Origin of the sequence: Nonomuraea sp. NPDC051191 (assembly GCF_044455665.1) — a bacterium.
In the GTDB taxonomy this organism is placed as follows: domain Bacteria; phylum Actinomycetota; class Actinomycetes; order Streptosporangiales; family Streptosporangiaceae; genus Nonomuraea.
In genome coordinates this window covers 88,102-109,234 of the sequence record NZ_JBITEZ010000018.1, presented here as the reverse complement: position 1 = coordinate 109,234, position 21,133 = coordinate 88,102, and the positions used below count along the sequence as shown (strand labels likewise).

Genomic DNA, 21,133 nt, shown 5'->3' with positions numbered 1-21,133 from the left:
GGTCGGGGCGGGTCCAGCGGGCCGTGATCGCAGATGAGGCGGAGCGCCTCTCGATGGGCCGCCGTGGGGTATTCCTCGGACCGTCCTTTCCAGGGGCTTCGGACGTGTCAGCCGCAGCAGGACCCGGTGGAGGCGGAGACGGTGGCCAGGGGCAGCGGGGCGGAGAGCAGGCCGCCGCTGATGCCGCCGGCCAGGCCGACCCGCTGCTCCTGATCCTCGGCCAGGCCGGAGGAGCACACCCCGGTCTCGGGCAGGTCGAGCTGCACGTCGCGGGCGGCCTCCCAGTCGCCGGCCAGCGCGGCGACGACCGATCGGGCCTGCTCGTATCCGGTGGCGAGCAGGAAGGTGGGGGCGCGGCCGTAGCTCTTGACGCCGATGGCGTAGTAGCCGGGCTCGGGGTGGGCCAGCTCGTCCACGCCGTGCGGGGGGACGGTGCCGCAGGAGTGCCGGTTGGGGTCGATGAGCGGGGCCAGGGCGCGGGTGGAGCCGAGGACGGGGTCGAGGTCGAGGCGTAGTTCGGCGGCGATGGAGTGGTCGGGGCGGTAGCCGGTCGCGCTGACGATCCGGTCCACGATGATCGTCCGCTCGGTGCCGGAGGGGGTGCGGCTGGTCACTTCGACGCCGTCGCCGGTGGCGCGTACCTGGTGGGTGAAGAAGCCGGTCAGGAGCTGGATGCGACCGGAGGTGACGAGGGCGTGCAGGCGGGTGCCGAGCGCGCCGCGGGCCGGGAGGGCGTCGGCGTCGCCGCCCCCGTAGGCGCGGCCGGCGTTGCCTGCGCGGATGGCCCAGGTGATCGGGGTGTCGTCCAGTTGGGCCAGGGCGAGCAGTGTGGTGGCGGACGAGTGGCCGGCGCCGACGACCAGAACGTGCCGGCCCTCGTAGCGGTGGCGGTCGGTGCCGAGGACGTCAGGCAGGGCGTGGTCGATGGACACCTCGTTCTCGCCATGGGCGGGCAGGCCGGAGGCGCCCAGCGCGTTCGGGGTGGTCCAGGTGCCGGAGGCGTCGATGATCGCGCCTGCCTGCAACTCGCCGCCGTCGGCCAGGCGGATCAGGAAGGGGGCCTGCTCGCGGCCTGCCGTGCGCACCCGGTCGTAGCCGAGGCGGCTGACGGCGGTCACTCGGGCGTCGGTACGCACCCGGTCACCGAACAGCTCGGCCAGCGGGGCGAGGTAGTCGGCGATGATCTCGGCGCCGGTCGGCAGCCATTCGGGGTCGGGGGCGCTCCAGCCGTCGGCCTCCAGCAGGCGGCGGGCGGCGGCGTCGATGTCGTACTTCCACGGGCTGAACACCCGCACGTGCCCCCACTGCGCGATCGACGCGGCGATTCGCTCGCCGGCCTCCAGGACCAGGAAGTCGATGCCGCGTTCGGCCAGGTGCGCGGCGGCGGCCAGGCCGACGGGGCCCGCGCCGATCACGACCACGGGCAGGTCGTCCCGCCGCCCTGAGGTGGCCTGCCGAGGGGTCGTGACCTGCTCGATCGCGATCGTGGTGGGGCCGCAGCAACTGTCGCTCATGACTGTTTCTCCAGGTGGCGAGAGGGAGGTTAGCGGAAGGACGGGAACGTGGCGTAGAGGCGGGCGCGCTCGATGGCGGCATCGGCGCGGCAGTCGAGGTCGCACACCCGCGAGGTGGCCTTGTCGACGGTGAAGCCGGTCCGCTCGATGGACGGGCGGCGTCGGCTGAACAGAGCGCGCATCACGCACCCCTTTGGATAGAAGTTCATCTAAGCAGGAGTCATCATGCGCCACTGCTTAGACGGAAGTCAAATTAGCTGGCGGGCCGCATGGGCGTTCCGGCGGAGCGTCGTCGGGCTGGTCGTCCACCGAGAGCTCGCCCGGCAGCCCGTTCGAGCGCGCTACAAGAGCGTTGCAGCCGAGCCACAAGTGGGCTTCCCTAGCCTCGGGATCATGTTGACGACCCTGGTTGTGACCGCCTCCCTCCTGCTCACCGGCGCACCCGCACAGAGCGCGGCGACCAAGCCGCTGACCTTCCGCGGCATGACGCTCCAGATCCCCAGTACCTGGAAAGTCGGGAAAGCAGACAGGTGGGGCGTCCACGTCATGACCGGCGGCTGCGACCGGCTCGCCGTCGAGTGCCGCGGGTTCTACCTCGTCGGGCCGGAGGGCATCTCCCTGGCCCGCCACGGCAACCCCTACGACCCCGAGGAGCCGTACCACCCGGGCAACGGGCTCGCGGCCTGCGCACCCGACAAGCGCTACGTGGAGGACTTCCCCGGCAAGCTCGTCGCCCGCGGTCTCCGCCCGGTCGGTGCGGGACACCAGGCCACCTACCGCGTCTGGCGCGTCGGCTGCACGACGCAGTCGGCCAAGCGGACCGGCGTCTCCTATCAGGAGCGGATCTGGCACCTGCCCAAGTCGAAGATCCTCATCTTCGACCAGTGGAGCGACAGCCGGCTCGGCACGATTCTCAAGCGGGCGACCTGGAGCTGAGCCCGCCGGTCGCGGCGCTCGCGACCAAGGCGAGACAGAGCAGGTACGAGAACGGCCGTGGCGGCAGTGGTGATCACCCCCGCGCGATCCCGGCGCTCCACGACCTGGAAGGAGTACCGGACTTCCCGCGGGTGGCGCCCGGCACGGTGAAGTGGCGCCCGCGAGCGCCTCCGCCGTGCCGCTCAGGCCGAGTAGGCGCGCTCCTCCTTGTCGGCAAGCCAGAAGAAGACCGGCGGCAGAACGAGTTCGATGACCGCCAGCACGAGCTGGAACCCGTGCGGCCGGCCGGACACGGCGAGCGAGAGCAGCCGGCCCACGCCGCCCAGCAGGAAGACGGCGGCCAGCCACCGCACCACCGTCGCCGGGATCGGGCGCTGCCGCGCCGCCCACACCCATGCCAGCCCGTAGCCGACGAAGGCGGCCCCCATGAACCGGCCCCAGCTGTCGATCGTCGGCCCCGCGGAAGCGGCGCCGGGGATCGCCGCGTTGCCGAGCGCCACGTGGAGCAGGCCGATCAGCACGCAGGCCCACCCCATCAGCTGAGCGAGCGTACGGAGCGCCTTGACCATGATTTCTCCCGCCTTAGTTGACATATGTCTACTACGGTGCCCGCGCTAGTAGACGTGTGTCAACTAAGCTTGGTCCATGCCTCCACGCCAGCGACTCACCCCTGACGGGCGCCACGCCCAGCTCCTCGCCGTCGGCGCCCGGCTCTTCGCCGCTCACCCCTACGCCGACGTGCTGATGGAAGAGGTCGCCGAGCAGGCCGGCGTGTCACGAGCTCTGCTCTACCGGCACTTCCCGAGCAAGCAGGCCCTCTTCGCCGCCGTGTACCAGCAGGCCGCGGACCAGTTGCTCGCCGAGACGCGGCTCGACCCCGCCCACTCACTGCGGGAGCAGCTCGCGCAGGGCATGGACGTCCATCTCGACTACTTCGTGGCCAACCGCAACGCCGTCCTCGCCGCGAACCGGGTCCTCGCGGGCGATCCGGTGATCCAGACGATCATGTCGAACGAGCTGGACGCACTCCGGGCGAGGCTGCTGGCGGTCCTTCCGCTCGCGGGCGACGACGTTCGCGAGGCCGTCTCCGGGGTTCTGAAGAGCTGGCTGGTCTTCGTCCAGGTCCTGTGCGTCGACTGGCTCACCCGCGAGACCTGCACGCGCGATCAGCTACGCGACATCTGCGTCGGCGCGGCCCTCGGCGCCCTCGAACCACTGCTCGCCGAGAACCCGACGAGCCGCTGAGAGACACGTCGCGGCCGTCGCCCCCCGGCCGCCGGCGCCAATCGATCAGGCGGCCCCTCCACGACGACGAGGTCGCCCTGGCCGACAAGTGGGCCGAGAACGGAAAGATCGATCCCGAGATCAAGAAGTCGCAGCAGGCGGTGGCCACGGGCATCCGGTCCGCGGCCGGCAGGGGCGCTAAGATGATCTCGATGTCGCTCGGCACCGACGCATGGGCCGACTTCGCGCCGTACGAGGAGGAAGCCGCCGCGGTGGACCATGCCGTAGGTAAGCGCGCACTCCTGCTCGCCGGCTCGGGCAACGGAGAATCGACGGGCTCCCTGGCCACCGACGCCGACAACGTCGCGTCGTCCCCGGCCGCCTGTCCCGGAGCAACCGGCGGGCCGGACGGGGAGGCGGGCGGGCTTCTCCCAGGTGCGCTCGTACATCACGATCGCCGCTCCGGGCGTCGACATCTACAGCGCCTCGAACACGGGCGGGCACAAGCCGGTGGACGCCCCGGTCACCCATCCCTCGTTCTGCCCCGTTCTTCTGGCGGCGGGCGGCGCCGGGGCCGTCTTCGGACCCGCTTGCTGGGCCGGCGTGTTCTCCCTGTTCCGGCGCCCGGCCTCCTGCCACACACAACGAGCTCCCGGCTCGTGATCCGATTACGAAAGAAGAGATGAAACTTTCCCTTTTGTCCCTCGCCGGCATGGGCGCCGTTCTGCTCGGCGTCGCGGCGACGGCCGTCATCCCCGCCTCCGCCGCCGCCGCCGCCGAGGAGACCCTGCGTACCGTGGCGGCGGCCCGAAACCTGCGCATCGGGACGGCCGTCAACGACCGCGCCCTGGAGACCGACAACGGCTACCGCGACAAGCTCAAGTACGAGTTCAACAGCGTGACCCCCGAGAACGCCATGAAATGGGTGAACGTGGAGCCCGAATCCGGCGTGCACACCTGGGCCAAGGCGGACGCCGTCGTCTCCTTCGCCCAGGAGAACAAGCAGATGGTCCGCGGTCACACCCTCGTCTGGCACGGCGGTCTCCCCACGTGGGTCAGCGACGGCTCACTCAGCGACCAGCAACTGCGCGCCGCGCTCCAACAGCACATCGAGACCACCGTCAAGCGTTACGCCGGCCGGGTCGCCGTGTGGGACGTCGTCAACGAGGTCCTCGCCGAGGACGGCACCCTCAGGCAATCCATCTGGCTCAAGCGCCTGGGCCCCGGCTACATCGCCGACGCCTTCCGCTGGGCCCACGCCGCCGACCCCGCGGCCAAGCTCTACATCAACGACTTCAACGCCGAGTGGAGCAACCGCAAGCGGGACGGCCTCTACAACCTCGTACACGACCTGCGGGCCCAGGGCGTGCCGATCGACGGCGTCGGCTTCCAGACCCACGCCATGATCGCCGACCCGATGCCCGCCACGCTGCCGCTGACGCAGCTCAAGAGCACTCTGAAGTTGTTCGCCGAGCTGGGCGTCGACGTGGCCGTCACCGAGCTGGACGTCCGGCTCAAGCTGCCGGTGGACGCGGACAAGCTGGCCGCCCAGGGCGAGGTCTACCGCCGGGCCGCCGAGGCGTGCCTCGCCGTCGCCCGCTGCGTGTCCCTGACCATGTGGAGCCTCACCGACAAGTACTCGTGGGTGCCGTCCGGGGTTCCCGGCTGGGGTGCGGCCCACCCTCTGGACGAGAAGCTGGCCAAGAAGCCCGCCTATCTCCAGCTGCGGTCCGGGCTGACGGAACGGGACTTCACCTCGACCGCCGTCGCCAGCCACTCCGAGAAGTGCCTGTCCTTCTCCGGCACGCAGGTCGTCCAGGCGGCGTGCGGGACCGACCAGCGGCTGCTGTTCCGCCGCGTGGCGACGAAGACCTACCAGATCTCCGACCCGTCCGGAGACAAGTGCCTCAAGGCGGGGATCCCGAGGGCGGGGATCCAGGACACCCTGACCCGCGGCTCGTGCGCGCCCTTGCTCACCGACTACCAGTTCGAGCTGCGTCCGTCGGGGGACGGGCAGCAGATCGTGTCCCTCAGCAACTCCAGATGCGTCGCCGTCAAGGACCGGAGCACCGCCACGGGAGCCGTCCTCGAACTGGTGCCGTGCTCGGGCACCCCTGTCTGGCAGCTGACCGACATGCCGGGACACCCGTAGTCCGGAAGGGCCCGGTTCTCGGCGCCCTCCGCGACGCGACGCATTGGGACGGGGTCGTCACGCGGCTCGGTTGCGAACAGCTTCACTGAGGCCGGGGTTGCGCTCAGGGCGCACGTGGCGGCGAAGTGGTCCCCGGCCGCGAGCTCCATCGCCGGCCGGGAAAGGTGTGTCACCCGGCCCAACGCGGCCAACGGCGCGGCGGCGACATCCACTGCGTCACAACGTCGAGCGTGACCTCCGAGACACCGCGCCATGGTGGAGGGCAGGGCAGAGGAACGCCGGGACAGCGGCCGACAGCAAGGCGTCCATCGAAGTCGGGCCGGTTCACAGTGAACCGATGCTCAGGGTGAGCAGGCCGGAGACGTCGGCAAGCCCTTGCTCGGTGAGACAGGCCTGAGGCTTCGTGCTGAACATGGGGAACGTGCCGGTCCACCGCGCTCCCTCGAACTCGCCGTCGACCACCACACCCTTGATCAGAACGAGGCTTTCCGCGCCGTTGAGTGAGACGGCGGAAGTGGAGGACAGCGTGCTGGTGTTGCCGTTGTTCCACGTGATCCTCCGGCTGCCCGCCCTCGTGCCAGAGGTGCAGGAGAACGTCCCTGTGGCGGAGAAGGTCGACGTGGCCTGGGAAATGGTGGGATCACTGCTGGAGACGCACTCGATCAAGGGGGCCGTCCCGCTGACCGTGACCTCCCGGGGCTGATCGGTGAGGCCGGGGGTGTAGGTCACCGTCTGGGAACCGGTGCACTTGGTCAACCCGATCGCGGCGCGTGCGCCGGTCGCGACCGGGACGAGCATGGCGACGAGCAGCGCAAGGCCGCCGATCGCCATCCCGGCGAACCGAGACCCGCGTGAGGTGGACACGAACGGCGGAACGCCCTTGAGGATTGACATGCCCTCTCCTGCCTACGACGCAGTCGCTTGCCCCGAACCTGAGAATCCGCAGGCCCACTACTTACCGTTACCATACACAAACATTAAGTCAACTTTCCGGCCCAGCACAGCTTGGGCCGGAGTGGGAGTGACGGTGCGGCGAAGGGCCTGGGGTCGGCGGACGATCTCGTCGGCGCTGCGGCTTTCGAGAGGCAGGTCAGACAGTGGTCACACGCAGGACATTCCTCGGCACCGCCACCGCAGCCGGCGCCACGACGCTGCTCGGCGGCAACGTACTCCCCGCCGCACGTACCGGCACATCCCCGTCGCACGCGGCCGGACAACGACCGGCACGCGACGCGATCCGTGCGGTCAACGCCGACACGCGGCGGAACTACGCCGCGCTGAAAGCCGACCTCGTCAACCACCTGAGCCCGGTCATCGTCGTCCAGAACGACCATCGGGGTGGTCTGTACAGCCTCGTCTCGAACGGGCAGGCACTGGAGTCGCTGCACCCGGTCGACGAGATCTTCGAGCTGGCGAAGTCGATCGCCCACCTCCCGCTGGGCATCTTCACAGTCATCGCCCCATACCTGCCCAAGCAGGCCCCGGCGTTCCAGAACGCCAGAATCGATCCGCACGACCTGGACATGGTCGCGTTCAAGGGGCCGGGAGACGGCTGGGTCGAGCCACTCAAGGACGCCTCCGCCACGATAGCCACGGCCCGGCGGCAACTCGACGAGGCGAGACTCCCACCTGGCCTTCAGCAGTCGTGCGCAAACATCCTCGACAGATCACGCGAATTCATCGCGGACACCGCACGAAGCCGCTCCTTCGACATGAAGTCCTTCGAGGACTACTCGGGCAGCGTGTACCCGAACATCCGCACCAACATGCACTGGGCATGCAAAGTGCAGATCGAAGGCGTCGCGGACATCATGACCCGCTGGCGCCGACAGCTCGGCGATGACGCCTGGAAAGGCCTGTACGTCGTCGTCTTCACGATCTGGACCACATCCTCCCGGAACCAGAACTCCGTCATCATCAAGAAGTTCATGGACCCGGCACAGGCCGACACCCACCTGATCGACCTATCCACGGCCGAGATCCCCTCCAAGCCGATCCCCGTCGCCCTGGACAACGTCGCCCGGATCGTGCAGGACAACATCGCCGCAGAGATGATCTTCTGCACCGACACGAAACTCGCGAACGCTCTCAAGGGCCCGGACGAGCTTCTGTCCGACGACATCCTGCGACTGCTCGGCCGCGCGCCCGGCGCGCAAGATCAGGCATGCTGATGCCCTTGAAAGCCCTGGCCTCTGCGCGGGGCCGACTGGATTCAGCACCTCATCGAGCCGGCACGCCCGTTCGGCCCCGACACCACGTCGACGGCCTCGCCCGATAAATGATCAGCGAACGCAGGGCCGAGCAAACCCGCCGGCACGCCGTCGCTGCGCTGCGGGCGGGTCGGCGCGCTTCAACGCGGCCGGCTGGTGGGGTGTGCCCGCTGGGTGGCCGCCAGGCTGGCCAGGAGCTTGAGCCGCCCTTCGGAGGTGCTGCCCGGTTCGGCGGTGTAGACGGTGAGGCCGTACACCGTCCGTCGTGGACGGCCCACTGGCGGCGGAACTCGGTGCTGAGCGTGGACAGCTCACCGACGAGGTCGCACGGGGCGCGGTCGTGCGGCTCGCGTCCGGCCTCGGCGCGCATGGATACACGACGAGGCGTTGCCGGCACCAGTCGGTTGTGCGCTCCGTGCCGTGGCGATGAAGCGCTCGCTGGGGGCGCTCGTCTTCGCCGTTCCGGTCAGCCTGCCGCCCGCTCGGCCGACCCGATATCTCGGATCAGGTCAGGGGTTTCCAGAAGTCGCAGCGGTGCTCGCGGGCGAGGTTCACCTCGCCGATCCCGTTCTGGCCGGTGGCGAGCGACAGCACCTGGCCTCCGGGCGCGTCGTAGGGCGGCCAGCCGGTCGCCCCGTCGCCGTTGGGGTCGCCGGAGTGGGCGAAGCGGGTCCAGTAGCCGATCATCTCGTCGGAGAGCCGCCGCTGCTCCGGTGACAGGTCATGGCCGGCGTACGCGCGCGAGAACAGGTACTGGAGTTCCCCGGCGTGGTAGGCGCCTGTCGGATAGCTCTGTGGGGCAGCGTCCTTGAACCACGGCGCCGTCCGGTCGGAGAATTCGTAGGCGAAGGTGGGCACGTACCGGCCCAGCAGCTCGTTCATCTCGACCGCGGGGCAGGCCCAGGCCCAGTCGGTGAGCGTGCCGGCCATCGCCCAGCTCGTCGAGCCCTTGTAGTCGCTCAGTGGGTAGCGGCGGATCACCTTCGCGGTCTGCTTGTCGTCCAGGCCCAGGAACGTGCCGAGCACCGCGGGGTAGTCCTTGGGGGCGATCGGGCCGCCCGCCTCGACGTCGAAGCCGACCTGGAAGGTGACGTGCTCATCCCGGGTGATGCCGTGCATGACCGGCACCTTCGCGAACTCGCCGGACCTGAGCTGGCGTACCGGATCCCGGGGAAGCACTCCGGCGCCGTAGGCCGGCGCGAGCCCGCGCGGACCGACGGCCTTCAGCAGGACGGACACGGGCTTGGAACGCAGGCAGGCAGCCGCCGTGCGAAGGTCGGCGCAGCCGGCCGCGGTGGCGATCTCGATGGCCTGCCTCTCCGCCTGCGCCCGCGGCTTGGGACGCCAGGTCTCCGCGTCCGGTCCGGCCGTGCTCGGGGCCCACGGCCAGCGCAGGGTGCACGGCCCGCTCTGCATGATGACGCGCTGGAACAGCCCCCGCGACCCCGGGGCGGTCAGGTGGACGCAGCTCGACATCCCGCCGGCGGACTCTCCGAAGAGCGTGACGTTGTGCGGATCGCCGCCGAACGCCGCCGCGTTCGCCCGCACCCAGCGCAGCACCGCCTGCTGATCCTCGATCCCGAAGTTGCCGGACCCGTGCCGGGCCGGGCCGCCGTTCAGCGCGGGGTGCGCCAGGAATCCGAGCGCGTTGAGACGGTAGTTGAAGGTCACCACCATGACGTCGCCCTTGGCGGCCAGCCGTTCGGCGCCGTAGATCGCTCCGGAGCCGCCCAGGAAGCCGCCGCCGTGGATCCACACCATGACGGGCAGCTTCCCGGTGGTGCGCCTCGGCGTGGTGACGTTGAGATACAGGCAGTCCTCGGCGGTGCTCGGCTTGTCGCCGATGAAGTCCATGACCTGGGCGCACGCGGGGCCGGGACGGGTCGCGGCGCGCACCCCCCTCCACCCGGCGGCGGGTCGCGGCGATCCCCATCTCAGCGCCCCCACGGGCGGCGCCGCGTACGGGATGCCCTGGAAGAGCCGGTATTCGTCGCGTAACGCGCCGCGGACGAGGCCCGTCTCGGTGCGGACCACCCCCGGATCATCACCGGCCCGGCGGCCCGCGGCCGTCGCCGGTGGGGCTGCGGCGAGCGCGGTGACCAGGCAGGCGAGCACGGTCATGGGCGTCCGAAGGACGTTTCTCATGGGATTCCTCAGTGTGGGTGAGACGGGAGAGTCCTGGCTCAGGAGACCGGAGACCCGATCACTTCGACGGGGTCGCGCCGCATGGCGTACGACATGAAAGGTCTCCGGTTTCTTGGAGCGGCGGCGCAGCCTTGCGCGCCGCTGCTCGGCGCATGCGTTTCCGGCCTATTGCGCAGGTGCCACGACCGCGGCCGTTCCGGTGCCGGGGGCCGCGGGGGCGGTACGGCGAGCGCCGCGGAGCAGGCTGACGCTGACGGCGAGGGTCCACAGACTCCAGAGGGCGCCCATGCTGGCGGTGGTGCCCCAGCCTTGCGCGCTGTAGAAGTCGGCGGCGTCGTCGCCGAAGTACACGGCGGGCAGGAAGGCGAGGTTGACCGCAGCGAGGACGTAGGCGGAGCGTGCCACCCAGCGCGGGAGCAGACCGAGCCGGGACACCGCGATCCCCAGGGCGATCAGGAAGAGACCCATGAGGAGCCTGGAGACGGCGCCCTGCATGAGGTATTGGGCGCCGGCGAAGGGCCCTTCCATGGTGGTGTCGATGTCGTGGTCCACCGTGATCGCCGCGCCCACCTCCATGGACTGCGGGACGAACACCATGGCCACCCACAGCAGGCCGGCGTTCTGGACGATGCCGGCGACCCAGTCGTAGGCCGGGTCGACGTGGCGGATGAGCTGGCGGAGCCCGACGAAGTAGACGATGTAGACGGTGCAGCCGGTGATGCCGAGCAGGCTGCGGGTCAGGACGTCCCAGTCCGGCGGGGTCTCGTAGATGAAGTACAGCGGGACCTGGATGATGATCAGGAGGCTGGCGGCCAGGCCGGACAGGCCGGCGTACCTGCGGATGGCGGTCTCGGACACGATGGGTGCCCTCCTTACGAGAGTCGCGACAAATAAAACTGGGATCTCGTTAATTGCTCCTCAACGTAGCCGTGCCGCCTCGCTAATACAACCCCGGTTTTCTTAGTTGCCCATTTCGGCGTTTAAAGGGGACTGGGGTTGCGTTAAACTGGCGTCCAGGCAGGATGGCAGTCACGCGAGCAGAGGAGCCATGTCTTGTCCGAGGACCGCCCGGCACCGGGGACGATGCGACCGCGCGGACGTACCGAACGGGTGCGCGCCGCCGTCCTGGCCGCCACCCGTGCCGAGCTGGAGGCCCATGGGTACGCGGAGCTGAGCATGGAACGCGTGGCCGAGCTCGCGGGCGTCGCCAAGAGCACGGTGTACCGGCGATGGCGCGACCCGGTGGGCCTGCTGGTCGAGCTCATCACCGACCTGACCAGCTCCGAGGTGCCGCTCCTGGACACCGGGTCGATCGAGGTGGACCTGCGCGGGCTCGCGGTGGGCATCCACCGCTTCTACAGCGACCCGGTCTGGCGCCCGGCGATGCTCGGACTGATCACGGCGGCAGCGCTGGACCCGAGGGCGGCGCAGGCGTTGCACGACTTTTTCCGGACCCGCAACGACATGGCCGCCGAGTCGGTGCGGCACGCGATCGAACGCGGCGACCTCCCGCCCGACACCGACCCGGTCCAGGTGATCCGATCGGTCGGCGCGCCGTTCTACTACCGGATGCTCGTCAGCCATGAACCCATCGACGAGACCGTCGCCGAACAGGCCGCCGCGGCCGCTATCGCCGCCGCGAAGGCGGGAGCGTATCCCGTCCGGCCGGATCAGAAGGGTTGAGAAGAGGAGTCGGCACCTCGCTTGCCTCGTCCGCTCCCCCGGTGCGGCGTTCCGATCTCAGCCGACGGCCCAGCCGGCCCAGCCACCGCCAGGGCTGCTGCGCCTCGGTAGGACCGTCCGGTTCCCGCGTGCCGTAGCCGCCGTAGTAGCCCCCATCGGGTGAGACAGGCGGAAGAGTCATGGCAGGTCCTTCTTCAGGAAGGTGGTGCGCGGAAAGTGCCGGGCCGGTGTGAAGGCGGCCGGCGCGGTGCTGCGGGCCGTCGCGGGGGCCGGCCCGCAGCAGAGGGAAGACAGTCGCTCGCCCCCGTTCCAGGCCCGAGCTGGTGCAAACTCACCAGATCCCCGTGACCGTACCTCAGGTCCGAGACCTTTCACAGGGGCCGCGGGCGGCGAGGACGGCTACTCGTCGCCCGTTTCCGCGCTCAACCCCGCAGTTGCTCGTCCAGGGCCGACCGCAGCCGCGCGACCTGTTCCGGGGTGGCACGTGGGGCGACCACGGAGGCCAGCTCGGACAGCGGCAGGCGCAACCCGCGAGCGGCCAGGGCCGCCGGATCGCCGATCACGCCATGGGCGGTCATCACCGGTGTCAGGCGCTCCCACAACCGAGCGTCGTCGACGGCGTCCGCGATCACTTCCGGCGACGCCGGCGGCGGCAGCTCGGCCTTCCACTGATGATCGCCAGGTCCGGTCAGGAACGGTTCCCGCCCCGGCAGGTGCACGATCGCCTCGGTCCCCGGCGGGACCCGCGCTTCGAGGACGAGGGTGCCGTCGCTGATCCGCCACGCCACGCCCGCATCGCCGTACGGAGTTTCCAGATCGGCCTCTGCCCAGGTCAGCCCATATCCCGGCAGCGGACGGACCTCGATCCGCCGGTAGCCGGGGGCGGCGGGCGCGAGGCCGGCCACCCGCCGGTGCAGCCAGTCGGCGACCGCGCCCAGCGCATAGTGGTTGAACGAGGTCATCTGGCCGGGGTTGATCGAGCCGTCGGGCAGCATGCTGTCCCAGCGTTCCCAGATCGTCGTCGCCCCCATCGTCACCGGGTAGAGCCACGACGGGCAGGAGCGCTCCAGAAGCAGCCGGAACGCCAGGTGCGGGTATCCCGCCTCGGTGAGCGCGTCCGTGATCAGCGGCGTGCCGACGAATCCGGTCGCCACCCGGAAGCCGTTGGCCCGCACCAGGTCGGCCAGCCTCGATCCGGCCGCTTCCCGCTGCTCCGGCGTCGGCAGCAGGTCCCACTGAAGGGCCATCGCATAAGCCGTGGGAGTGTCGCTGACCATCAGCCCGCGCTCTGTGACGTAGGCGGAGGCGAACGCCCGCCTCACCTCCGCCGCCAGGGCCCGGTAGCGTCGCGCGTCCTCGCTCAGGCCGAGCACGGCGGCGGTCCTGGCCAGCAGGTCGGTGCTGCGGATGTAGTGCGCGGTGGCGACCAGGTCCTTGTCCGTACGGGAGTCGCCGGGCGCGTCCGGCGGGGCGGCCGGGTCCAGCCAGTCGCCGAACTGGAACCGGCCGGCCCAGAGGCCGTCCTCCCCCGCGAAGGCGTTCAGCCGTTCCACCCACGCCCGCATGCTCGGATACTGCTCGCGCAGCACCTCGGCGTCGCCGTAACGCTCGTAGAGGGTCCACGGCACGATCGTGGCCGCATCTCCCCACGCGGCGGCGGCGGGAAGGATGTTGTGGTGGATGTTCGGCACCACGAACGGCACGCAGCCGTCCTCGAACTGCTCCGCCGCCAGATCCCGCAACCACGAGGACAGGAAGGACGAGCAGTCGGCCAGGAAGGCGGCCGCGGGGGCGAAGACCTGGATGTCGCCCGTCCAGCCGAGCCGCTCGTCCCGCTGGGGGCAGTCGGTCGGCACGTCGAGGAAGTTGCCGCGCATGCTGCGCACCACGTTGTCGTGGAGCTGTTGCACATCGGGGTCCGAACAGCGGAAATGCCCTGTGGGGCGCAGGTCGGAGCTGAGAACGACCGCTTCGACCGACTCGATCTCCTCAGGAGCCACGCCCCGCAGCCCCGCGTACCTGAAGCCGTGGAAGGTCAGCGACGGCTCCAGCACCTCGGTCCGCCCACCGGCCAGCACATAGCGGTCGGTGGCTTGGGCACTGCGCAGAGGGCGGATGCCCAGTTCACCGTCCTCCAGCACTTCGGCGTGCCGGACGACGACCTCCTGCCCGGCACGCCCGCGCACGCGCAGCCGTACCCAGCCCACCAGGTTCTCCCCGAAGTCCACCAGCAGCTCCCCCGACGGGGCCGCGTACCGCATGTCGCCCGGCACTGCGGCGACCGGCCGGACGGGCGGAGAGTCGCCGGGAAAGAGCTGGTCGAGCGGCTCGTCGAGCACCTCCACCGGTTCGCCCGCTCCGCGCCCGATCCGCAGGTCGGTGGTCTGTCCGTCGTAGAGGTCGTCGGCGAGGACGCCCGTGGTGTGCGCCTGCCAGCTCTCGTCGGTCACCACCAGGTGCGTGCTTCCGTCGGCGCACTCGATCTCCAGTTGCGCCAGCAGCGCGAGCCGGTCGCCGTACAGGGCTCGCTCGCCGCGCCAGTAGAGCCTGCCGCGGTACCAGCCGTTGCCGAGCAGCGCGGTGACCTCGTTCTCGCCCGGCCTGAGCAGGGCGGTCACGTCGTGGGTGCGGTAACGCAGCCGCCGGCCGTAACTGGTCCAGCCGGGGGCCAGTTCCTCGTCGGTGACGCGCTCGCCGTTGATCCGCGTCACGTGCAGCCCGAGCGCGGTGACGTGCAGGCGGGCGCGGGTCACCCCCGCGGGCAGCTGCACGGTACGGCTCAGCAGCGGTGCGGCGGTGAGCACCCCGCCGAGGGTCCGCGGCGAGACGAAGCGCGCGCTCCAGTCCCCGGCGCCGAAGAGCGGCGTCTCGAAGGCCAGCGGCCGGCTCCAGGCGCCCCAGCGGCCTCGGCTGCCGACGCTGACGCGCAGCGTTCCGGTGGCGCGGGAGTCCAGTGGGGCGAACGGCCATCGCACTCCGAGCTGTTCGGCGCCCTCCGCCGTGTGGACGACGGGCTGCCCGCCGGCGAGGGTGAGCTCGATGCGATAGGCGTCGAACGGCTCCGTGGTCCGCCAGGACAGACGCGGTCGCGACGCCGGCATGCCGTGCAGGCGCAGGTCGACGCTCACCGGACCGCCACGGGGTCGGCGGTGGCCTGCATGCGGCGGCGCAACGGGAAGATCCACGTCCAGGCGATCAAAGCGGCGATGAGCACGGCGGCGAGCAGCACCACCATCAGCGCCTGGGGGCTGGCATCGGCGATCGCCGGGGTGACCAGCGCGAAGCCCGCCGCCACGAAGCGGGTGAAGGCTATGGCGACGCCTTGCGCGGTGCCTCTGATCAGGGTGGGGAAGAACTCCTGCGACCACACCTTGAAGATGACCTCGCCGGCGAAGCTCGCGCCGATCGTGATGGCGAACTTCAGGATGATCAGCGTCACCGTGTTCAGCCCCACGACCAGCGGGATCGCCGCTCCGATCGCCATGATCGCGACACCGATCGTGTAGAGCAGCATCCGGGCGGGCCCGTCCACGTACTTCATGAAGAGCAGGATGGTGAGGAATCCGAGCGGATAGGCCAGCATCCCCACGAGGGTGGCCGTCGACACCTGCGCCCCGGCCACTTCGGTGAACAGGAACGTCTGGAACTGGCCGAACGTGTTGGCGACCAGGTTGCCGACGGCGTAGAAGAGGCCGAGCCCGACGACGGCACCGAGGAGCGGCCTGGACGTCAGCACGCGCCAGGAGTCGCCGCGCACGCCCTCGGCCGGGCCGGCCTGCTGCCGGTCGCGCTCGCGTACCCACTCCTCCGACTCCCCCAGCCTCCGGCGCAGCACGAGCACCACCAAGGCCACGACGATCACGTGCAGGTAGATGATCCGCGCGCCGATCGTTCCGCTCCCCGAGACCAGGAACGCGATGAGGTAGGCAGCGAATCCGCCACAACTCCAGAGCACCTGCGAAAAGGCGACAAGCCTGGCACGCCGGCCTTCCGGCGCCTCCTCGGCCACCAGCGCCAAGGAGGTCGGAATGTCGGCGCCCATCGCCAGACCGGTGACGGCCACACCGACGAAGATCATCCACGGCTGGACGGCGAAGGCGAGCAGCAGGAGACCGGCGACGAAGACGACCAGGTCGTACGTGAACACCCTGCGCCTGCCCAGCAGGTCCCCGAGCCGTCCGCCGAACACGGCTCCAAGGGCCAGGCCCAGCGTCAGGACGGACGACGCCGTGCCGATCATCCACGGGCTCAGCCCGAGCTGCTGCTTGTACAGAACCAGCGCGGTGCCGGTCCCCACGATGGTGGCCGCGTCCATGTAGGAGGCCATGCCGCCGAGCGCGGCCGTCCTCCAGGCACGCCTGGCCGTCGTCTGTGTCATCTGCGTCGATACCTCGTGTAGGGGGTTCCACGGCCCGCACGCCGCCGGTCCGCGTTGTGTGAAGCGACTATTGTGGATCGATCTACATTTTTCAAGAGGGAAGTTCCGGACCGCTATGTTGCTGCCATGAGTTCCTCGCGCCCCACGATCTCCGACGTCGCCGCCGCGGCAGGAGTGTCACGGGCTGCCGTGTCGAAAGTCCTGCGCGACGCCTACGGCGTGAGCCCGCGCATGCGCGAACGCGTCGAGCGGGCCATCGCCGAGCTCGGTTACCGCCCCCGGGAGGCCGCCCGCGCCATGCGCACCGCCACCCGCACCATCGGGGTGGCCGTCCCCTTGCTGCGTGGCCAGTTCTTCGCCGACATCCTCGACGGCGTCTACGACGAGCTCGACACCGGCCCCTACCGGATGCTCGTCTCGCCCTTCGACCACGAGACCAGCGAGCGCAACCCCGGCATGGAGTCGCTGTGGGACCGCGAGGTGGAAGCGGTCATCGTCGTCTCGCCGAAGGTGCGCGCCTCCTGGCTCGACTCCTTCGCCCAGCGGCTGCCGACGGTGGTGGTGGCCAGGCACGACGCGAGCGACCATTACGACCGCGTCGTCAACGACGACCGAGCGGGCGCGGCCCTGGCCGTCGAGCACCTGGCGGCGCTGGGTCACCGGCGGATCACTCACCTCTCGCACAACGTCTCCGGGCCCGGCACGCTGAGCCCGCATGCCGTGCGCGAGGCCGGCTACCGCGAAGCGATGCAACGGCTGGGGCTCGACGCGTCCCTGTCGGTGGTGACGTGCGGCGGCAGCGAGGCCGAGACCTACCGGGCCACGGCGGCGCTGCTCGACCGGGGAGATCCGCCGACCGCGCTGTTCGTCGGGTCCGACCAGGGGGCCTTCGGGAGCCTGCGGGCGCTGTCGGAGCGTGGGCTACGCGTGCCCGATGACGTCTCCGTCGTGGGCTACGACGACACCCAGTTCGCCTCGCACCCGCGCTTCTCGCTCACCACCGTCGCCCAGTACGGCACCGCCATGGGCCGCGTCGCGGCCGGCTTGGCGCTGGAGCGGATCAAGGTGCGCACGGAGGCACGGGAGTGGGTGTCACAGCCGGCGTTGATCGAGCGTGAGTCCACAGGACCCGTACGGCTTGCCTGACGCCACCGGCCGATTGATCGCCCGGCAGGTCGGCTGAGGAGCGCCCTGCGCCAGGCGCGTCGGGCGCTGCCCGGCGGACCGGCCCGACGGCTCCCCCGCCGATCGGCGCTGTTCATGGTGATCAGGGTGGTGCTCTGCATCACCAGCCCGATTCCCGCTCCGATGGGGAGGGTGAGGGCTGAGGCGAGGGCGGCAGGGGTGTCGCCGTCGAGGAGCAGCAGGGCCGGCGCGCCGAGGGGAAGGTTGACGTAGAAGGTCCAGCGCCAGCTCAGGTGGTCGGTGAGCGGGCCGCCCAGCAGAGGTCCGCCGACGTAGGCGACCGGCATGATGACGCCGATCATCGACTGCAGCCGCCCGCTCTCGCGCGGCGGGACCAGGACCCCGATGATGGCCGGCGCGCCGACCATGAGCCCGCCCGCGCCGAGCCCCTGGACGGCGCGGAAGGCGATGAGCTGGGTCATGTCCTGCGCCAGGCCGCAGAGTGCGGACCCCGCCGGGAAGAGCACGATCGACGTGATGAAGGTGGCCTTGCGGCCGAACAGGTCACCGAGTTTGCCCCAGATCGGGGTGGTGGCCGCGCCGGCGAGCCTGTACCGGTCACCACCCAGGGCAGCTGGTCCGGGCCGCCGAGGTCACCGGCGATCGTGGGCAGTGCGGTGCCCACGATCAGGCCGTCGAGCATGGCCAGGAACATGCCGATGAACAGCCCGAAGATACCGGGACGGGTTGTGGCGGTTCAGGCGGCGTAGGGGCGGGCGGTCCTGGCCTCGCGCAGCGAGTGCGCCCACCAGGCGAGCCGGTCCAGCATGACCTTGGCCGCGGCGTCGGCGGCCGGGTCGACGGCCTTGCCGTCGCCGTCGAACTGCGCCCAGGGGTGCTGCAGGCCGACGCTGTCGCGGATGGTGACGGCGTGCAGTTCGGCCAGGACGAGCCGCAGTTGCTCCACGGCGCGCAGCCCGGCGGAGAAGGCGCCGTAGGAGACGAACGCGACGGGCTTGGCGTGCCACTCGGTGTTGTGCCAGTCGATGGCGTTCTTCAGCGCCGCCGGGAAGCTGTGGTTGTACTCGGGCGTCACGATGACGAAGGCGTCGGCCGCCGCCATCCGCGGTGACACGGCCGCCAGCAGGTCCTTGGCCTCCTGCGTGGCGGGCGGCTGCCCGAGTACGGGGTAGACGGTCGGCAGCGGGGTCTCGACCAGGTCGATCAGGTCGGCGTTCATGTCCTCCCGCTGGGCCAGGTGGTCCATGATCCAGCCGGCTACGGCGGGGCCGAAGCGGCCGTCACGGGTGCTGCCGAGAAGGACGGCGATGTTGAGCATGTCGTTCCCCAATGTGTACAACGTATTCGCGAGAGACAATGTACGCATCGATGTGTACGCTGTCCACTTCTGATACGTTGTATCTGTCGCGACGGGAAGGGAGGCCCTGACTGTGGCCGCGGATGAGAACGTGTCGCTGTGGGAACGGCTGGAGCGGCCCGCCCCCACGCCCCGCCAGGTGTTGTCGCCGCAGCGCATCGCCACGGCCGCCGTCACGATCGCCGACGCCGAGGGCTTGGAGGCGGTCACCATGCGCCGTCTCGCGGCCGAGCTGAGCGTCGCCCCCATGGCGCCCTACCGCCACGTGTCCGGCAAGGACGACTTGCTGGAGCTGATGGTCGATCACGTCTACGCCGACCTGAGCCTGCCCGACGGCCTCGGCTGGCGCGAGAACCTGCGAACGCTTGCCGTGCGCACGCGCCGGCTGATGCTCGACCACCGATGGCTCGCCCAGTTGCCCCCGCAGGCCAAGCTCTCCCTCACACCTCGCCGGATGGCCGTGGCCGAAAAGGCCCTGGCGGCCCTCGACGGCCTGGGGCTCGACGCCGACGCGATGATGAGCGCCTTCCGTACCGTGGACGCCTATGTGCACGGCTCCATGAACTACGAGAGTGCCGTCACCACCCTGATCGCCGAACAGAACCTGTCCGACGGGGACGAACTGCGCGACACCCTCGCCCCGTTGATGATGTGGCACATGCGAACCGGCCGTTATCCCACTTTTCAGCGGTACCTGCACACGGCCGCCCGCAAGGACGACACCCAATGGCAGTTCGAATCCGGCCTCGACTGCGTCCTCGACGGCATCGCCGCCCGCCTGGGCCTTTGAGGGACGCGGCCACCGCACGGGGAGCATCGGCGCAAGTCCCCGGCGGTGCCACCGATCGCACCGCGATCATGTAGGCGTTCCCGCTCCTCCGAGCCGCGCCGGCCGGTGACGAACCGATTTCCTGTTCCGGCTTGACCCTGCCCCTAGGGCAAGGCTCCACGATGTTCCGCATGAACAACGCACTGCGCACCGTCGAAGCCCAGATCCGCGAGCAGGCCGCCACCTCCTGCGAGTCCGGCGGCATCCCCGGATTCGTCGCCGGCGTCCACCACGCCGGCGAGCAGATCGTCGTCGCCCACGGCACCGCGAACCGTGCCACCGGCGCACCCATGCGCGAAGACACCGGTTTCCTCTTCGGCTCCGTCACCAAGGTCCTGACCACCACGCTGGTCCTGCGGCAGGTCGACCGCGGACTGCTGGACCTTGACACCCCGGTGGTGACGTACCTTCCCGAATTCGTCCTGTCCGCGCCGGGCGCCGCGGACAGGATCCTGGTCCGGCACCTGCTCTCCCACACCAACGGCATCGACGCGGACCTGTTCTTCCCCGACGCCCGGGGCCGCGACGCCTTGAAGACCTACCTCACCGGCCTCGCGAGCGACTGCGGCACCTTGTTCGAGCCCGGCGAGCAGCTCAGCTACTCCAACGGTGGCATGATCGTCGCAGGCCGCCTGCTGGAAGTGGTGACCGGCACGCCGTTCCCCGACCTGCTCGCACGCGAGATCTACGCCCCGGTCGGCATGAAGGACTCCAGCACCTCCGCCGAGCAGGCCATCCTGCGCAGCACGGCGGTCGGCCACTTCCTCGACCCCGAGACCATGACGGCCGAGCCCACGACCATGTTCACGCTGCCCGACACCTGGGGACCGGCCGGCGGCACGCCGATCGGCACCGTCGCCGACCTGCTCGCCTTCGGACGCACCCACCTCGCGGGCGGGGTGTCGCCTTCCGGCACACGTGTGCTGTCGGCCGAGTCGACCGCCCTCATGCGGCAGGTCTCGTACGACATGGCGTCCCCGAACACTCCGCCGATGGGCCTGGGCTGGGTGCTGTACCCGTTCGGCGACACCACCGTCCTGGCCATGTCCGGCGCGTCGCCCGGCGGCGTGTCCATCTTGTGTGTCCTGCCCGAGCACGACCTGGTCTTCACGGCCTTCGGCAACAGCCCGGGGGCGATCATGCTGCAGGACCGGATCCTGCAGTGGCTGCTGAGCGAGCATCTCGGCGTCCAGATCCCGGCTCTGGTCACCGGATCGGAGGACGTCGACCTCACCCCGTACGTGGGCACCTACCGCTCCGACCAGCTCCGCATCGAGGTCAGCATCGTCGACGGCCAGCTTGAGGAACGGACGACCTACGAACCGGCGGACGAAACGCAGGAGCGGATCTTCACCGAGTTCGCCGGCGGCACGACCTCCGCCCCGCCGCAGCGCTACGTGCCCATCCGGCCGGGCCTCTTCGCGCCCGCCGGCTACCCGTGGGAGACATTCGACGGATACCTGCGACTGCTGCTCGTCTCCTACCACGACGTCCGCGACGGCCAGGCGCGCTTCCGCAACGGCGGCGGCCGCCTGACCCGCCGGGCCTGACCACTCCCC

Annotated in this window: 18 protein-coding genes and 2 pseudogenes; 9 read left to right on the top strand and 11 right to left on the bottom strand. The window is 70.3% G+C overall.

The window, feature by feature from the left end:
• Nucleotides 1-107: 107 nt before the first annotated feature.
• Nucleotides 108-1,514, bottom strand: coding sequence for an FAD-dependent oxidoreductase (locus ACIA8R_RS42160; protein WP_397043172.1), 1,407 nt, complete (start codon nucleotides 1,512-1,514; stop codon nucleotides 108-110).
• Between the two features lie 29 nt (nucleotides 1,515-1,543).
• Nucleotides 1,544-1,696 (bottom strand): hypothetical protein, encoded by a 153-nt coding sequence (locus ACIA8R_RS42155; protein ID WP_364094912.1) that lies wholly within the window; start codon nucleotides 1,694-1,696, stop codon nucleotides 1,544-1,546.
• A 211-nt stretch (nucleotides 1,697-1,907) separates the two neighbouring features.
• Here ACIA8R_RS42155 and ACIA8R_RS42150 point away from each other — a divergent pair, with 211 nt between their 5' ends.
• Nucleotides 1,908-2,450 (top strand): hypothetical protein, encoded by a 543-nt coding sequence (locus ACIA8R_RS42150; RefSeq protein WP_397043170.1) that lies wholly within the window; start codon nucleotides 1,908-1,910, stop codon nucleotides 2,448-2,450.
• 182 nt (nucleotides 2,451-2,632) lie between these two features.
• Here ACIA8R_RS42150 and ACIA8R_RS42145 read toward each other — a convergent pair whose 3' ends face one another.
• Nucleotides 2,633-3,019, bottom strand: a complete 387-nt coding sequence (locus ACIA8R_RS42145) for a DUF4345 domain-containing protein (RefSeq protein WP_397043168.1) — start codon at nucleotides 3,017-3,019, stop codon at nucleotides 2,633-2,635.
• Nucleotides 3,020-3,095: 76 nt separating this feature from the next.
• Here ACIA8R_RS42145 and ACIA8R_RS42140 point away from each other — a divergent pair, with 76 nt between their 5' ends.
• From ACIA8R_RS42140 to ACIA8R_RS42130, 3 genes are all read left to right on the top strand, one after another.
• Nucleotides 3,096-3,695 (top strand): helix-turn-helix domain-containing protein, encoded by a 600-nt coding sequence (locus ACIA8R_RS42140; protein ID WP_357701494.1) that lies wholly within the window; start codon nucleotides 3,096-3,098, stop codon nucleotides 3,693-3,695.
• A 414-nt stretch (nucleotides 3,696-4,109) separates the two neighbouring features.
• Nucleotides 4,110-4,337, top strand: coding sequence for a hypothetical protein (locus ACIA8R_RS42135; protein WP_357701492.1), 228 nt, complete (start codon nucleotides 4,110-4,112; stop codon nucleotides 4,335-4,337).
• 19 nt (nucleotides 4,338-4,356) lie between these two features.
• Nucleotides 4,357-5,826, top strand: coding sequence for an endo-1,4-beta-xylanase (locus ACIA8R_RS42130; RefSeq protein WP_397043166.1), 1,470 nt, complete (start codon nucleotides 4,357-4,359; stop codon nucleotides 5,824-5,826).
• Between the two features lie 324 nt (nucleotides 5,827-6,150).
• Here ACIA8R_RS42130 and ACIA8R_RS42125 read toward each other — a convergent pair whose 3' ends face one another.
• Entirely contained in the window at nucleotides 6,151-6,657 is a 507-nt protein-coding gene (locus tag ACIA8R_RS42125) for a hypothetical protein (RefSeq protein ID WP_397043164.1), read from the bottom strand.
• A gap of 266 nt (nucleotides 6,658-6,923) precedes the next feature.
• On the opposite strand from ACIA8R_RS42125, the gene ACIA8R_RS42120 reads away from it, so the two are divergent.
• On the top strand, nucleotides 6,924-7,997 hold the full coding sequence (locus ACIA8R_RS42120; RefSeq protein WP_397043162.1) for a twin-arginine translocation signal domain-containing protein: 1,074 nt from the start codon (nucleotides 6,924-6,926) through the stop codon (nucleotides 7,995-7,997).
• Between the two features lie 346 nt (nucleotides 7,998-8,343).
• Here ACIA8R_RS42120 and ACIA8R_RS42115 read toward each other — a convergent pair.
• The 3 genes and pseudogenes from ACIA8R_RS42115 to ACIA8R_RS42105 form a co-directional block, all read right to left on the bottom strand.
• Nucleotides 8,344-8,406, bottom strand: a pseudogene (locus ACIA8R_RS42115) (hypothetical protein); the annotation flags it as partial.
• A 134-nt stretch (nucleotides 8,407-8,540) separates the two neighbouring features.
• Nucleotides 8,541-10,181, bottom strand: coding sequence for a carboxylesterase/lipase family protein (locus ACIA8R_RS42110; protein WP_397043160.1), 1,641 nt, complete (start codon nucleotides 10,179-10,181; stop codon nucleotides 8,541-8,543).
• A 165-nt stretch (nucleotides 10,182-10,346) separates the two neighbouring features.
• Nucleotides 10,347-11,039 (bottom strand): hypothetical protein, encoded by a 693-nt coding sequence (locus ACIA8R_RS42105; RefSeq protein ID WP_357701478.1) that lies wholly within the window; start codon nucleotides 11,037-11,039, stop codon nucleotides 10,347-10,349.
• A gap of 195 nt (nucleotides 11,040-11,234) precedes the next feature.
• Here ACIA8R_RS42105 and ACIA8R_RS42100 point away from each other — a divergent pair, with 195 nt between their 5' ends.
• Entirely contained in the window at nucleotides 11,235-11,864 is a 630-nt protein-coding gene (locus tag ACIA8R_RS42100; RefSeq protein WP_357701476.1) for a TetR/AcrR family transcriptional regulator, read from the top strand.
• 422 nt (nucleotides 11,865-12,286) lie between these two features.
• Here the strand turns inward: ACIA8R_RS42100 and ACIA8R_RS42095 are convergent, their stop codons facing one another.
• A complete protein-coding gene (locus tag ACIA8R_RS42095) occupies nucleotides 12,287-14,992 on the bottom strand; it encodes a family 78 glycoside hydrolase catalytic domain (protein WP_397043158.1) in 2,706 nt (901 codons plus the stop codon).
• Nucleotides 14,989-16,242 (bottom strand): MFS transporter, encoded by a 1,254-nt coding sequence (locus ACIA8R_RS42090; protein WP_357701472.1) that lies wholly within the window; start codon nucleotides 16,240-16,242, stop codon nucleotides 14,989-14,991. The genes ACIA8R_RS42095 and ACIA8R_RS42090 overlap by 4 nt, the downstream gene beginning before the upstream one ends.
• A gap of 126 nt (nucleotides 16,243-16,368) precedes the next feature.
• On the opposite strand from ACIA8R_RS42090, the gene ACIA8R_RS42085 reads away from it, so the two are divergent.
• Entirely contained in the window at nucleotides 16,369-17,388 is a 1,020-nt protein-coding gene (locus ACIA8R_RS42085) for a LacI family DNA-binding transcriptional regulator (protein WP_357701470.1), read from the top strand.
• Between the two features lie 269 nt (nucleotides 17,389-17,657).
• Here ACIA8R_RS42085 and ACIA8R_RS42080 read toward each other — a convergent pair.
• Both ACIA8R_RS42080 and ACIA8R_RS42075 read right to left on the bottom strand, forming a co-directional pair.
• A pseudogene (locus ACIA8R_RS42080) lies at nucleotides 17,658-17,930 on the bottom strand (MFS transporter); the annotation flags it as partial.
• A gap of 194 nt (nucleotides 17,931-18,124) precedes the next feature.
• A complete protein-coding gene (locus tag ACIA8R_RS42075; RefSeq protein ID WP_357701466.1) occupies nucleotides 18,125-18,718 on the bottom strand; it encodes an NAD(P)H-dependent oxidoreductase in 594 nt (197 codons plus the stop codon).
• 100 nt (nucleotides 18,719-18,818) lie between these two features.
• On the opposite strand from ACIA8R_RS42075, the gene ACIA8R_RS42070 reads away from it, so the two are divergent.
• The gene (locus ACIA8R_RS42070) at nucleotides 18,819-19,535 is read left to right on the top strand and encodes a TetR/AcrR family transcriptional regulator C-terminal domain-containing protein (protein WP_397043155.1); all 717 of its coding nucleotides are present in this window, start codon (nucleotides 18,819-18,821) and stop codon (nucleotides 19,533-19,535) included.
• A 170-nt stretch (nucleotides 19,536-19,705) separates the two neighbouring features.
• Nucleotides 19,706-21,124 (top strand): serine hydrolase domain-containing protein, encoded by a 1,419-nt coding sequence (locus tag ACIA8R_RS42065; protein WP_397043153.1) that lies wholly within the window; start codon nucleotides 19,706-19,708, stop codon nucleotides 21,122-21,124.
• Nucleotides 21,125-21,133: the final 9 nt, after the last annotated feature.

Coding starts and splice junctions, on each gene's coding strand:
- ACIA8R_RS42155 (WP_364094912.1), bottom strand. CDS start 1,696: ATGCGCGCTCTGTTCAGCCGACGCCGCCCGTCCATCGAGCGGACCGGC.
- ACIA8R_RS42065 (WP_397043153.1), top strand. CDS start 19,706: ATGAACAACGCACTGCGCACCGTCGAAGCCCAGATCCGCGAGCAGGCC.
- ACIA8R_RS42150 (WP_397043170.1), top strand. CDS start 1,908: ATGTTGACGACCCTGGTTGTGACCGCCTCCCTCCTGCTCACCGGCGCA.
- ACIA8R_RS42090 (WP_357701472.1), bottom strand. CDS start 16,242: ATGACACAGACGACGGCCAGGCGTGCCTGGAGGACGGCCGCGCTCGGC.
- ACIA8R_RS42145 (WP_397043168.1), bottom strand. CDS start 3,019: ATGGTCAAGGCGCTCCGTACGCTCGCTCAGCTGATGGGGTGGGCCTGC.
- ACIA8R_RS42110 (WP_397043160.1), bottom strand. CDS start 10,181: ATGAGAAACGTCCTTCGGACGCCCATGACCGTGCTCGCCTGCCTGGTC.
- ACIA8R_RS42125 (WP_397043164.1), bottom strand. CDS start 6,657: ATGGCGATCGGCGGCCTTGCGCTGCTCGTCGCCATGCTCGTCCCGGTC.
- ACIA8R_RS42140 (WP_357701494.1), top strand. CDS start 3,096: ATGCCTCCACGCCAGCGACTCACCCCTGACGGGCGCCACGCCCAGCTC.
- ACIA8R_RS42085 (WP_357701470.1), top strand. CDS start 16,369: ATGAGTTCCTCGCGCCCCACGATCTCCGACGTCGCCGCCGCGGCAGGA.
- ACIA8R_RS42130 (WP_397043166.1), top strand. CDS start 4,357: ATGAAACTTTCCCTTTTGTCCCTCGCCGGCATGGGCGCCGTTCTGCTC.
- ACIA8R_RS42160 (WP_397043172.1), bottom strand. CDS start 1,514: ATGAGCGACAGTTGCTGCGGCCCCACCACGATCGCGATCGAGCAGGTC.